11 protein-coding genes are annotated in these 13,055 nt (G+C 45.2%); 5 read left to right on the top strand and 6 right to left on the bottom strand.

The annotated features are described in order from the left end of the window. Positions 1-45 precede the first annotated feature (45 nt). Positions 46-2,514: a hypothetical protein gene (locus F8C82_RS01770; protein ID WP_151691721.1), complete on the top strand. Its 2,469-nt coding sequence runs from the start codon at positions 46-48 to the stop codon at positions 2,512-2,514. A 2-nt stretch (positions 2,515-2,516) separates the two neighbouring features. Continuing rightward, complete coding sequence (locus F8C82_RS01765; protein ID WP_151691720.1) at positions 2,517-3,446, top strand: glycosyltransferase family 2 protein; 930 nt, start codon at positions 2,517-2,519, stop codon at positions 3,444-3,446. On the opposite strand, the gene F8C82_RS01760 is transcribed toward F8C82_RS01765, so the two are convergent. The 6 genes from F8C82_RS01760 to rpmH all read right to left on the bottom strand — a co-directional run bounded on the left by F8C82_RS01760 (position 3,434) and on the right by rpmH (position 9,905). Next, positions 3,434-4,339: a hypothetical protein gene (locus tag F8C82_RS01760; RefSeq protein ID WP_151691719.1), complete on the bottom strand. Its 906-nt coding sequence runs from the start codon at positions 4,337-4,339 to the stop codon at positions 3,434-3,436. The genes F8C82_RS01765 and F8C82_RS01760 overlap by 13 nt on opposite strands. 15 nt (positions 4,340-4,354) lie before the next feature. Next, positions 4,355-5,248 carry a sulfotransferase domain-containing protein gene (locus F8C82_RS01755; protein WP_151691718.1) on the bottom strand — a complete coding sequence of 298 codons (894 nt, stop codon included), beginning with the start codon at positions 5,246-5,248 and terminating at the stop codon, positions 4,355-4,357. A gap of 171 nt (positions 5,249-5,419) precedes the next feature. After that, positions 5,420-6,469, bottom strand: coding sequence for a class I SAM-dependent methyltransferase (locus tag F8C82_RS01750; protein ID WP_151691717.1), 1,050 nt, complete (start codon positions 6,467-6,469; stop codon positions 5,420-5,422). A 64-nt stretch (positions 6,470-6,533) separates the two neighbouring features. Beyond that, positions 6,534-6,785, bottom strand: coding sequence for a DUF4834 family protein (locus F8C82_RS01745; RefSeq protein ID WP_151691716.1), 252 nt, complete (start codon positions 6,783-6,785; stop codon positions 6,534-6,536). Between the two features lie 3 nt (positions 6,786-6,788). Continuing rightward, positions 6,789-9,638, bottom strand: coding sequence for a carbamoyl-phosphate synthase large subunit (gene carB, locus F8C82_RS01740; RefSeq protein WP_151691715.1), 2,850 nt, complete (start codon positions 9,636-9,638; stop codon positions 6,789-6,791). A gap of 108 nt (positions 9,639-9,746) precedes the next feature. Next, positions 9,747-9,905: a 50S ribosomal protein L34 gene (rpmH, locus tag F8C82_RS01735; RefSeq protein ID WP_151691714.1), complete on the bottom strand. Its 159-nt coding sequence runs from the start codon at positions 9,903-9,905 to the stop codon at positions 9,747-9,749. Between the two features lie 234 nt (positions 9,906-10,139). On the opposite strand from rpmH, the gene F8C82_RS01730 reads away from it, so the two are divergent. The 3 genes from F8C82_RS01730 (at position 10,140) to F8C82_RS01720 (ending at position 13,034) form a co-directional block, all read left to right on the top strand. Further along, entirely contained in the window at positions 10,140-10,928 is a 789-nt protein-coding gene (locus F8C82_RS01730) for an SDR family NAD(P)-dependent oxidoreductase (protein WP_170266116.1), read from the top strand. Between the two features lie 3 nt (positions 10,929-10,931). Beyond that, positions 10,932-11,765, top strand: coding sequence for a 2OG-Fe(II) oxygenase (locus F8C82_RS01725; RefSeq protein WP_151691712.1), 834 nt, complete (start codon positions 10,932-10,934; stop codon positions 11,763-11,765). Between the two features lie 78 nt (positions 11,766-11,843). Then, positions 11,844-13,034, top strand: coding sequence for a Kelch repeat-containing protein (locus F8C82_RS01720; RefSeq protein WP_151691711.1), 1,191 nt, complete (start codon positions 11,844-11,846; stop codon positions 13,032-13,034). Positions 13,035-13,055 lie beyond the last annotated feature (21 nt).

Genomic DNA, 13,055 nt, shown 5'->3' with positions numbered 1-13,055 from the left:
GTACTATTGTTCACAATGTTATCGAACAAAATAAACGCCTAGTTTATGCAGACCGTATTCAAGACGTGGATTCTCCCGATTCTTGCTCTTATCCTATTGAATGTCATCTACTTCTACCCTGCTCTCACTGGAAAAGTACTGAGTCAGGATGATGAAATGCTCGGACTCGCAAAGCGACATGAAATTTCTGAATATCGCGAGGCCCACGGTGAAGAACCACTTTGGACCAATGCCATGTTCAGCGGCATGCCAACATTTCAGATCACTACTAACTATCCGAACAACGGTATTACCTACCTGAAACAAGTGATTTCACTTCTCGGGAAACCTAGCCGTATCTACATCTTCGCATCGATGATGATCATGTTCTTCATCATGCTGCGAGCATTGAGCGTCCGACCATGGATTGCCGTCGCCGGATCTCTGGCCTTTGCCTTTTCTGCATTCTTCGTGATTTCCTTTGCCGCTGGTCACATTGCCAAGGTACACGCAGCAGCATATATCGCTCCACTGGTAGCGGGTGTGATACTCACGCTTCGTGGAAAATGGAAACTGGGATTAATCCTAACCCTGATTGGTGCTGGCCTTTCCATTCAAACCAACCACTTCCAGATTACCTATTACTCAGCATTTATCTTGGCAGCCATTGTCATTACGGAAGGGGTTTACGCCGTAAAAAATGGGGTGATTGGCACCTTTGCCAAGCGCCTCGGTTTGGTGATGATTGCTGGATTGATTGCGATTGGACCCAATATTGGCAACTTGTGGAGCACGTACACGTACACACAAGAATCCATGCGCGGTGGACATTCAGCCTTGAATGAAAACAGCGGAGATTCAGAAGCCAAAGGCCTCGATTTTGAATATGCCATGAGTTGGTCCTATAGTCCGCTTGAAACCATGGGATTATTCATCCCTAACATTATGGGTGGAGGTGCAAAGCAATCCTATGAAGGCACAGACACCTACGATTTCCTCTACCGAAACTTTAGTCAGCAAGCTCGCGGCGACCAAGCCGTTGAAATGTCGAACCGCTACGCCGGAAGCGTGATGTACTGGGGCGAACAGAGCTTGGTAAACGGTGCCTATTACGTGGGTGCTGTATTGTTCTTCTTGATTGTGTTTGGATTTCAAGCCATGGAAGATCGATTGAAATGGGCTCTCCTTGGTGTGACTGTCATCAGTGTATTCATGGCATGGGGGCATCACTTTGAATCCTTCAACCGAATTCTGTTCAACCACCTTCCATTGTACGACAAGTTCCGCGTTCCTTCCATGGCACTTCTCATTGTGTTCTTTACCATTCCACTGGTAGCATCTTTGGGTTTAGAGCGACTCTTCTCTGGAAAGTTGAGCAGTGAACAATCGACCAAACTTCTGAAGAGATCTCTTTACATAACGGGTGGAATAGCCGTATTCTTCGCAGTCATTGGACCTGCCTTCTTCTCTTTTGAAGGAGCAAATGATGGCCGATTTGCGCAACAACTGGACATGTCGAAAGTAATTGGAGATAGACAGGCATTGATGCGCAGTTCTGCGTTTACTTCCCTACTCTTCATCGCAGCGACCTTTGCCGCTCTCTGGTTCTATGTTAAAGGAAGCCTTAAGCCTACCTATGCGCTGCTAGCCATTGTAGCATTGGTTGTGGTAGATTTATGGAAATTCGACAAAGATCAGTTGGGTAAAGAAGAGTGGTTGCCAGAACGAGAGTTTGCTCAAACATTCGCTCCATCTGCTGCCGATCAAATGATTTTGAAAGACAAGGATATTCACTACCGCGTGTTCAACACCACGGCGGGATTGACTTCCGACAGCTACACTTCTTACTATCACAAGTCGATTGGTGGTTACCACGGTGCTAAATTAGCGAGATATCAAGACCTCATTGACGAACAGTTGAGCAAGGGGAATATCTCATGTTTCAATATGCTCAATGCAAAGTGGTTCATTCAAGCAAATGGCCAAAACGGCAAGGTTGCGGTTCCGAATCCAAATGCCTGTGGTAACGCTTGGTTCCCATCTTCAGTGACCTTTGTTGACAACACGGTAGAAGAAATGCGAGCCATGGATGAATTCAACCCTCAAGTTGAAGTCATTGCTCAATCGTCCCTTCAAGAGAACATAGATGGTTTTGTTTTTGCCCCAGACAGCACGGTAAATCGTTCCATTGTACTTGAATCCTACGACCCTAAGCACATGGTGTACAAGTCGCAAAACTCAGGTGGTGATGCCCTCGCTGTATTCTCTGAAATTTACTACACCCCTACCAATCAAGCTTGGCAGGCTTATGTAGATGGTGAAGCGGTAGATCACTACCGTGTAAACTACCTACTACGGTCTATGGTGGTTCCAAGTGGAAATCACACCATAGAATTCGTGTTTGAGCCGAAAACATATTATGCGGGTGAGAAAATCGACTTGGGAATGAGCATTCTGTTCTATGGAATCATTGCCCTACTGGGATTCATGATTTACCGCGATTCAAAAAGCAAAACTGAGAGTAGCGAAGCCTAAGCATGGAAAATCCTATTCTATCGGTTATCGTTTGTACGTATAACCGTGAGCGATATATTCTTCGAAATCTCGAATGTCTGTTACAGCAAACACTCGACAAATCGAAGTACGAAGTGGTTCTGGTCAACAACAACAGCCCAGATAACACCGATGCTATTTGTAAGGAGTTCATAGCGGCACATCCAGACTTGCGCGTAACCTATTCCATTGAATACAATCAAGGTCATACATGGGCAAGGAATAGAGGTATTGCCGAGTCCAAAGGAAAATACCTCGCGTTTATTGACGATGATGCCTTTGTTCGTCCTGAATACTGCGAAGAAACCATCCGATTCTTTGAAGAGAATCCAAAAGTAGATGTCATTGGCGGCAAGCTCTATCCGCTCTACGATGATTGTGATGAACCCAAGTGGATGAGCAAATGGCTGCTTCCATTGGTGGCTGCTCTCGATATGGGCGATCAACCCAAAGCCTTTGCCAAGCGAAAATTTCCAACGGGAGCGAATATGGCGTACCGCAAGGAGTGTTTCGACAAAGCAGGAGTGTTTGATGTGGAGCTAGGGCGAAGAGGAGATGGTCTTGAAGGTGGAGATGAGAAAGACATGGTCTTCCGTATCAAGAAAGTTGGAGGACTCGTGTACTACGCTCCTAAAGTTGTGGTCGATCACATCATTCCACCTAAGCGCATCACCATGGAATACGTCAAAGGCCTGGCAATGGGAGTTGGTGGACATGAGCGAACACGACTTCAAAAAGAAGGTGCGGGCGCTATGGTCATCAAATGGATGCTGGAGCTCGTTAAGATTGGTGGGACAGCCCTACTCTATCTTAGCTTTCTCTTGAAAGGTCAGCACATCAAAGGCTGGACACTTGTCAAGTTTCGCTATTGGGTAGTGATGGGGCTTTTAGGCGCTAAGCCTCACCAAGGATAAACTGGAAGTTTTTCTGCCAAACGTGAAGTCTCCGAAGCCGCGTAAATCTGATATTCTGGATCAATTTTATGCAGCTCATCCTGTAGCAAATAGATGTATTCATCCACGGGAAGACACCCAAATCTCGATGTAATCTTCTTATCTGCAACGGCGTGAATCGTCTGATTCTTTCCGGATTCTTCATGAATTCGCTTCAAGTTTTTCATCACTTCAGCTGAGTGATCCAAAAACTGAGGAGCTTCATAAAAATATCTCGGGTCATTCATATCCACCCCGACTAGCACCAGCTTTTTATACCCTAAGCGGATGCCCATGTCCAGATAAACACTTAGCGACGACGAATAGTGAAGCAGTTTGTTCAAGTCTTCACTGGCCACCGATTTGCGAATGTATTTTTTGATGATACGCTCATTTACCGTGTGGAGGGTAAAGGGAACATTGATGTACACATCTTCTTCTTTCCACGGATACTCTGAACTGTCAAATTTCCGCTGACTCGCTAGACCGCTATGCAAGAAAAAGGGGATTGAAAAGAGATCGGGATTGGCAGCGTGGATGGCCTTAATCTGAGCTTGAACCATTTGCGGATCATACCCTACCTCATAGCCATAGATATCCGGCACAAAGGGATGAAAAAACCAGTTATTGAACCCGAGGCTGAAATTATTCCCAATTAGATCCCAATGAGAATCCTTGAGAAGATTGACGGAATATCCACTGCCTAGTAAGAAAAAGACATCTCCCTTCTTACCAGAAAAGTGAGTTCTTCTCCAGTCTTCTGGAGTTTGCCTACCGTACTCATTGAGTTTCTTAAGGGAAGTATTGTACAGCCATTCATCATACAATGCCCACATTCCCGATTCACTCAGGAATTGCTTGACCAATCCTTTCATTGTTTCAAAAATGGATTAAAAGCCCAGGTAATCCGAATTTTCTAAGCCAAAGACAGCGGCAATTTGACGAATTCTCGCTCTTTGTGCCTCCGTTAATTCATCGGTCCCACGTCCCTTTTTTCCCTTGTTAAAGTTTACGCCGCCACCCGAAGAAATTTCTTCAATCACCTCCTTGGGATCACGGACTAGTTCGCGGTCTAAAAACTCTTCCGACATTTCGATCATCTCTTGTTCTTGATTCGAAATAAACTCATCATAGTTAATGAAGTGAACGTCAAACTCATTCGCCGCACTCTTCCAAGAAGAGTAAAAATTCAAATACTGCGCAGCAAACAGCTCAATTGTAATATCGGTTTGCACTTCCTTACTCGATGAAAGAAAGCGTTCCAGTCCACTGTCTGACATCAATTCACGTGCTCCTTTATCGCGCACAATCATGTCGCGTCTGGAGATCAGCGTATCGCCCAAATTTCGATAACTCACCAATACCTTTGGATGTGTATTTCTAAGCATTTCAAGGACGTACTTATCAGCAACCGCATGACAATGCGAAACGGTAAGCTGATTCTCTAACAGAGCACCAACCAATCTAGGAAAGTACAAATCTCCAGAACCTTTGTTGAAACCTACCCAATACTCTTCTGCCTCAAAAACTTTGGAAACCAGCTTGTTGATGTACAAACTTGCCGATTTGGGCTGTGCAAAATACAAGATGGTATTATCTCCACCTTCTTGAATTTCATCTGGAAGAATTTCCGGCTGACCCTCAAGAGCAGATTCTACTTCTTTGGCTCCCCATTCGTCTGGCGACAAATCATTCCACTCCCTCATATTGGGATTGAACTGTTTGTCGATGATGGGTGGAATAAGCCCTTTCTTACGCGCTGTCTTGATCGTCTTCTTAATCATGTTCTCTCGTTCTATGATGGATGGGAGCGTATTGCATTGGGAATCGAGGTAAACAGAGAGAGCATAGGAAAACATACACCTGCAATACAACCCAAAAAAATCGTGTTGCTGCTAAGTTATCGTGAATTAATAGGTCCTCAAAGGAATTGGACTGAAAGTGAAGAGATTAAACTACCCCACCTTCTTAGCTATGACCAGAGTTCGAGGCGCTACCAAATCCGCCAACTGAGCATCGGGATAAAGATTGCGTACTTGAGCAAGCACTTCTCCAGACACCATTCGTGCATGTTGTTCGCGAGAATATGGAATAATGGATAGAATCTCAAAATCTGCGGCCTTTAGATGCTGAATCAATTGAGCCCGGGTCATGCGGTTAAGCCCATTCGTAAAGAAAGACATGGCCATATCCTTTTCCTCTGGTCGAAACTCATCGATGTACCGTTCAAAATCTTCAACAGAGAGACGAGCGTGTCCCCACACAAAATCTAAGGTACACTTGCTGTGCCCTCCATTTAGGCTAAAGAAAGAGTTGTATTCATGGACAATCAATCCACCTGGCTTCAATATTCGGCTCATTTCTGCAATGGCCTTGGCAGGATCATGAATGTGCTCTAGTACATCCCAGCTGCAAATCACATCATGACTCGCGTCTGGCACTACAGAATTACAGATGTCATCATTGACAAACTCAACCTTCTCTCTAGATGAGAAACGAGCAGCTAGTTGCTGGCGGATAGTGGCCAAATAATCGTCAACATCAGCTAGACGATCTTCTGTTACACCGGTTGTATGAGCACTTACCTTAAATCCAGTAAATTCAGTAGCTGTAACACTTTTGGCTCCTGCTTCGGCAATAGAGAAGGAACAACCTCCCGAGTGACATCCCACTTCCATCACTTTGGAAGCACTCAAGTCGATATTCTCTGCATCGAGAGTAGTAAGTAAGCGATTGACGGCAATTTCCCCGTTGAGCTTGAAGGTGTTGATCATTTCAGGGGTAATTTCCTTTCGAACCCCTGAAATCCCTTGTCGCCACTTCGGCTTCACATAGGTGCGCAAGCCCTCTAGCAAGTGATGTTCATTACCAAAACTATCAACAAAAACTCCTTTTAGAGGTAGTTCATCGAGAGCTATAGGCTTTTCAAAAACACTTTGAAGGTATTTACTCTGACGAGCTTTATCTATTCCTTTTCTTACAAGGCTATCTAAAATTCCTTTCATTTGAGGGTAGCAGTATATATTGATCCCCCAAGTTGGAAATTTCAATTGAACCTCACAAACGAGATCAGTCTTTTACTTCTTCAAAATCAACTTCTTCCCCTACATCATCGCGAATAACGCTTTTTGTTTGACGTGGGTCGTAGTTAATAATCACCTCTTGTTCACGCCTTTCTCGGCGCTGAGATTGCGAAGCTTCACGAGGACGACGAGTGTTCATTCCCTCGCTTTTAGCACGGCGAGTGGCCGCCATTCGATCCAAGAATCGAAAGACGAGCCACGCCAATGCTATAAAAAATATGGTGCGTAGTATCTGCACGTTTTACTTGCTTAGGTACAAGTTTCTCTCTCCGTAAATCTTCTTAAAGACAGGATCTTTCAAGCTTTCGATGAAGTGAATCTTTTCACCTGTAGATCGCATTTGCGGACCGAGGTTTTTGTTCACATTCGGGAATTTGTCAAAGGAGAATACTGGCATCTTAATCGCCCAACCCTTTAGTTCAGGTTTGAACTCAAAATCAGTCACTTTCTTCTCACCCAACATCACTTTAGTTGCGTAGTTCACATACGGTTCTCCATACGCCTTACAGATGAATGGAACGGTACGAGATGCGCGCGGGTTCGCTTCGATGATGTATACGGTATCATCTTTAACTGCAAACTGAATGTTGATCAATCCAACCGTGTTCAAAGCCTTGGCAATAGTAACCGTGTGGTCTTTGATCTGCTGCATCACCAAATCACCTAAATTGAATGGAGGAAGCGTTGCATTGGAGTCACCAGAGTGAACGCCACATGGTTCTACATGCTCCATAATTCCGATGATGTAAACATTCTCACCATCACAAATGGCATCCGCTTCTGCTTCAATCGCTCCGTCTAGGTAATGGTCGAGCAACACGCGGTTCCCAGGGAAATCTTTGAACAACTCAACTACATGCGTTTCGAGTTCTTCGTGATTGATCACAATCTTCATCCCCGCTCCACCCAATACGTAGGATGGACGGACCAAGATTGGATAGCCCAAGTTTTCAGCTACACCTCTCGCCTCATCAGCATTGGTGATCACGTCAAATTCAGGGTAAGGAATATTACACTCTTTCAACGTATTAGAGAAGCGACCGCGATCTTCCGCAAGGTCAAGTGCATCGTAGCTGGTTCCAAGAATTGGAATACCAAAGCGCTCGAGCTTTTCAGCCAACTTCAATGCTGTTTGTCCTCCCAGCTGAACGATAACCCCTTTAGGCTTCTCGTGGAGGATGATATCGTAAATATGCTCCCAGAATACCGGCTCGAAGTACAACTTATCGGCTGTATCAAAGTCGGTAGAAACCGTTTCTGGGTTACAGTTAATCATGATGGTTTCATACCCACACTCTTTGGCAGCCAATACGCCGTGAACACAGCAGTAATCGAACTCAATACCCTGACCAATTCGGTTTGGACCAGAACCTAGTACAATTACTTTCTCTTTGTCGCTCACTACGCTTTCGTTCTCTGCGTAAGGCTCAACACCCGGAGCGTCCATGCTCAATTCGAAAGTTGAGTAGTAGTATGGAGTTTGTGCAGGGAATTCAGCAGCACAGGTGTCTACCAATTTCCAAACACGATTGATTCCCATTTCCGTACGCTTGCTGTGAACTTCACTTTCCAAGCAGTGCATCATGTGACCAATTTGACGATCGGCAAAGCCTTTCATCTTCGCATCGAGAAGAAGTTCTCTCGGAATACTCGTCAAGTTGTGCTTTTCAATCTCGCGCTGAAGGAGCATAAGCTCTTCAATCTGACGCAAGAACCACATATCGATTCGCGTAATCTCATGGATTCTACGCAATGGAATTCCCATTTGCATCGCATCGTAAAGTACGAATACGCGATCCCAAGAAGCATACTCTAACTTGTGAAGGATGGTTTCTTGATTTGAGAGACCCTTGCCATCGGCACCGAGACCGTTGCGCTTCACTTCCAAACTTTGTGCTGCTTTGTGCAGCGCTTCTTGGAAGGAACGACCGATTCCCATTACTTCACCTACCGACTTCATTTGGATTCCCAAGCGGCGGTCGGCTCCTTCAAACTTGTCGAAGTTCCAACGAGGAATCTTTACGATCACGTAATCCAATGTTGGCTCGAAATACGCGGTAGTAGTTTTAGTGATCTGGTTGAACAATTCATCCAACGTGTAGCCGATCGCCAATTTCGCAGCAATCTTTGCAATTGGGTAACCTGTAGCTTTAGAAGCCAAGGCCGATGAGCGAGATACACGTGGATTAATTTCAATCGCCACAATATCTTCCTTCTCATCTGGACTCACTGCGAACTGAACGTTACATCCACCCGCAAAATTTCCGATAGATCGCATCATGTGAATCGCCATATCACGCATGCGCTGATACGTGCGATCCGATAATGTCATTGCCGGAGCGACTGTAATGGAATCACCTGTATGGATTCCCATTGGATCCATGTTCTCAATAGAACAGATGATAATAACGTTGTCGTTCTTATCGCGAAGGAGCTCCAACTCGTATTCTTTCCATCCGAGTAGAGCTTTATCAATCATCACTTCGTGAATCGGAGAAATCTCCAAACCACGTTGCAATGCTGTTTCAAATTCTTCTTTCGTGTGCACAAAAGTCGCTCCTGCACCACCAAGCGTGTAGCTAGCGCGTACACAGAGTGGGTAGCCGAATTCTTGTGCTACTTCCTTACCCTTGAGGTAAGAAGTTGCGGTTGACGCAGGAGCCATGCCAACTCCAATTTTCTCCATCAACAAACGGAACTCCTCACGGTCTTCGGTAATGTTGATCGCGTCGATATCTACACCAATAATTTTAACGCCATGCTCTTCCCAAAGCCCTTGCTTGTCGGCTTCAATACACAAGTTCAATGCGGTTTGTCCACCCATTGTAGGAAGAACTGCGTCAATCTTGCGTTCCTTCAAAATCTTCTCTAGAGATTCAATTTCTAGAGGAAGGAGGTAAACGTGATCAGCAACTACTTCATCCGTCATAATCGTAGCCGGATTAGAGTTGATAAGTGTCACCTCGATTCCCTCCTCACGCAATGATCGTGAAGCTTGAGAACCCGAATAGTCAAACTCACAAGCTTGACCAATTACAATTGGACCTGAACCGATAATAAGAACAGATCCGATAGATGTATCTTTTGGCATGTTACTGATGTTTAGACAGATGTTCTAAGGTACGAGTTGCATTTGAGTAGGCACAAAAAAAAGGTGTTACCAACGGCAACACCTCTAAATTGATATCTACATCACATATCAGCCTTTGTAATTTCCTTCGTCTGATACAGTGAGTCTCTTTCTACCCTTTGCGCGACGAGCGGCAAGGACACGACGTCCATTAGCGGACTCCATGCGCTCACGGAAACCGTGCTTGTTCTTTCTCTTGCGATTCGAAGGTTGATACGTGCGTTTCATGTCTATCTATGCTTTGAACTTGGACCTCTTGTCTCCAATTGGGGTGCAAATATAAGCGACTTCTTTTAAATACAAAGAGGGAGTATAAATATTTCTATTATCTCTCCATGCTTTTCCGGTATTCCACCACCAATTTGGCGCAAAGATGCAATAACATGCTGAATATCGAAGCATTCAATCGTCAAATTGACGCACTCCATCCTCTATCCTCCCATCGTTATGTACATTTGGCACATGCAGAATTCTACTCGTGTATATTGGATTACTGGCGCCTCTTCGGGAATAGGAGAAGCTACAGCCTTGCAACTAGCTTGTGTCGGGCACAAAGTGATACTCTCTGCCCGCAGAGCAGACGAGTTGAAACGCGTCATGGGGCTTTGCCCAAACCCCAACAATATTGCAGTTGTTCCACTGAACCTTTCGGAACACGAAAAAGCCAGCGAATGGGCAAAGGCTGCCATTTCTGCCTTTGGGCATATTGACGTGGTAATAAGCAATGGTGGAATTGGCCAGTTTGGAGCCGTAGAAGATAATTCTTGGGAGGTTGAAAAGACCATCATAGATATCAACCTTCTTGGCACCATGGCACTGGTACGCTCCGTACTTCCTCATATGCTAGAACGCAAGTCGGGCAAGATCGTTGGCATTGCTTCCATTGCTGGTAAATTTGGTCAGCGTAATCTTGCGGCATACTCGGCCAGTAAAGCAGGAGTTATCCTATGGATGGAAAGTTTGAGAGAAGAAGTATTCAACCGTGGAATATCTGTTCAAGTGATTAGTCCAGGATTCATTCAAACCAATGTAACACTGAACAGTTTGAATGCATCTGGCCAAAAACTCGGAGTAAATTCAAAAGCTCAAGAAAACGGCATGCCTGCTGAAGAGTTCGCGCGCAAGCTGATGAAAGTCATTCGTGGAGATAAATTCCACCACTACATTGGTCGACGAGAATTACTAGCCATTCCAATTCATACCTTCGCAAGAGGGTTATTGTATAAACTATTACGCCGCTCATACCGTTGAGATATGGAAGCTACAACAGATATCATGAAGCACATCAATCCTAAGTATACTTCGGCAGAAGCCATTGCTGAGCTCCGAAAGCAATTCGACAACGGTCATCCTTGCCGCCATTTGGTGCTCGATGATTTCTTCGACAGCGAAGCAGCCGACACGATGTTTGCCAACTTCCCCTCTCTCGAATCACTCAATGTGAAGCGAAAAAGCCTAAACGAGAATAAATCTGAGGATTACCATTTTGAAAGATGGAATCCCGTTTTTGGTGAGGTACGGGACACCGTTCAAAGCGATGAATTCGCGAAATTCATGTCGCAGATCACTGGGATTGAAGGCTTGAAAACCACGCCAGACTCCCTAGGCTCAGGTGTTCACCAAGGTGGTCAAGGTAGTTATGTTGATGTTCACATCGATGTCAACTACAATCCAGAAACCAACTTGTGGCGTCGTATCAATCTCTTGGTTTACCTCAACAAAGAGTGGAAAGAAGAATACGGTGGTCATTTAGAGTTGTGGGATAAGGAGATGAAAGTTTGCGAACAGCGCGTAGCTCCATCTCACAATCGTGCAGTCATTTTCTATACGGATGAAAACTCGCCACACGGATATTCCAAAATCAACATCCCCGAAGGAGAGTCTAGAAAATCTTTCTACACCTATTTCTACACTGAAGTTGGGGAGGGATTCCGCTACAGCGATAGTCGTTTCATCTCACGTCCAGACGACTCTGCAGCCCGTAAAGCTGCTACATCTGTAAAAGAGGCCATCAAGATTAATGCAAAGCGATTCCTCAAAGCCTTGGGCGTGAAAAGCCTTGATTTCCAAGACAAAAACAAATATTAGAAGGCGATAGAGCTGTCTGCGTTTGTTGCGTGGTTGATTTGAGGTGATTAACTTCACCACGAGACCTAAAACAATCGTATGAAGCCCACCCTGAGCACGGCGCTTTTACTAACGCTCTCGTTCGCGTCTTTTGGACAATGGACGGAGCTCAACCTATTTCCCGGAACGTTAAGAGATGATGGTCTTGTGCTTCAAGGTCATCATGACGTGTATGTAGGCACGGGAATAGATGCATCCTACAACAACCTCAACTCCTTTCAGCATTTTTCCGATGCCGCTTCTCAACCGAACTGGCTTCCGGGCGTAGCTATGCCTAACGGTGCAGAACGTCAAGCAGCCATAGGTGTTTCCGATTCTATCCATGGTTATGTTTTTGGCGGACTAACCCAAGGTGTATCGCGAAATGACTTGTGGGAATTCAATTACTCCAATCAAATTTGGAGTCCATTGGCCAATCTACCCGATTCCGGAAGATATGGCGCTGCTGGCTTTCTTCTAAAGGGACATGTTTACGTTGTGAGCGGGGACGAATCTGGATCCGCTTCTTGTTCCGAGATTTGGAAGTACTCCATCGCTAACAACACTTGGTCGCTGTACGGCCAAACGCCTTTCGGCTCTAGATGGAGGTCGGCATACATCACCTCCGACTCTCTCGGCTATCTCTTTGGTGGAGTCGATTCAACGGGAGCGTATCGACCAGAACTCTATTCATTCTCACCCAGCCACGGATGGACAGAGATCGGTCAGCATCCCGCAGGAGGGCTTGCATTCTCTGCCATGGTAGCTATAGATGATCGATTGTACATTTTTGGAGGAAGCGATGCCAGCGGACAATATTCCAATGAACTGTGGTACTTCAACACCCAAGAACTTACTTGGCACAGCGAAACACCTTTACCCGATCATGGCTTGAGAGAAGTAATGGCGTGGACCTTGAACAAGGCCTTTTATTTAACCTTCGGCCTCAGAAGTGATGGAACTCGCTCCGCCAAAACCTGGCGCTTTCTCCCAAGTTTCTCTGCAACCGAAGTCGCTCGGAAAGAGATTCAGCTTTCTCCAACTTTGGCCAATAGCGAAATATTCATTCAACATCCAGCTCCTATTCTAGACACTGTTCAGTTGATCTCGGAGAATGGGATCATCCTCCAAACGTACACAAGGTATCCCATCAATCAGAAGATCGATGTATCAGAATTAGCCAATGGCGTATACCAAGTTCGAATCCTTCATCACGGAGTAACAGAGATGCTAAGGTTTGTTAAAATATAGAAGGATGCGATGGATACATTG

This window comes from Phaeocystidibacter marisrubri, assembly GCF_008933165.1.
Classification (GTDB): Bacteria; Bacteroidota; Bacteroidia; order Flavobacteriales; family Schleiferiaceae; genus Phaeocystidibacter; species Phaeocystidibacter marisrubri.
This window is presented reverse-complemented; position numbering and strand designations above follow the sequence as displayed.

What these genes read in the sequence shown, in the direction of transcription:
- F8C82_RS01770 (WP_151691721.1), top strand. Translation starts at nt 46, where the DNA reads ATGCAGACCGTATTCAAGACGTGGATTCTCCCGATTCTTGCTCTTATC.
- F8C82_RS01765 (WP_151691720.1), top strand. Translation starts at nt 2,517, where the DNA reads ATGGAAAATCCTATTCTATCGGTTATCGTTTGTACGTATAACCGTGAG.
- F8C82_RS01760 (WP_151691719.1), bottom strand. Translation starts at nt 4,339, where the DNA reads ATGAAAGGATTGGTCAAGCAATTCCTGAGTGAATCGGGAATGTGGGCA.
- F8C82_RS01755 (WP_151691718.1), bottom strand. Translation starts at nt 5,248, where the DNA reads ATGATTAAGAAGACGATCAAGACAGCGCGTAAGAAAGGGCTTATTCCA.
- F8C82_RS01750 (WP_151691717.1), bottom strand. Translation starts at nt 6,469, where the DNA reads ATGAAAGGAATTTTAGATAGCCTTGTAAGAAAAGGAATAGATAAAGCT.
- carB (WP_151691715.1), bottom strand. Translation starts at nt 9,638, where the DNA reads ATGCCAAAAGATACATCTATCGGATCTGTTCTTATTATCGGTTCAGGT.
- rpmH (WP_151691714.1), bottom strand. Translation starts at nt 9,905, where the DNA reads ATGAAACGCACGTATCAACCTTCGAATCGCAAGAGAAAGAACAAGCAC.
- F8C82_RS01730 (WP_170266116.1), top strand. Translation starts at nt 10,140, where the DNA reads ATGCAGAATTCTACTCGTGTATATTGGATTACTGGCGCCTCTTCGGGA.
- F8C82_RS01725 (WP_151691712.1), top strand. Translation starts at nt 10,932, where the DNA reads ATGGAAGCTACAACAGATATCATGAAGCACATCAATCCTAAGTATACT.
- F8C82_RS01720 (WP_151691711.1), top strand. Translation starts at nt 11,844, where the DNA reads ATGAAGCCCACCCTGAGCACGGCGCTTTTACTAACGCTCTCGTTCGCG.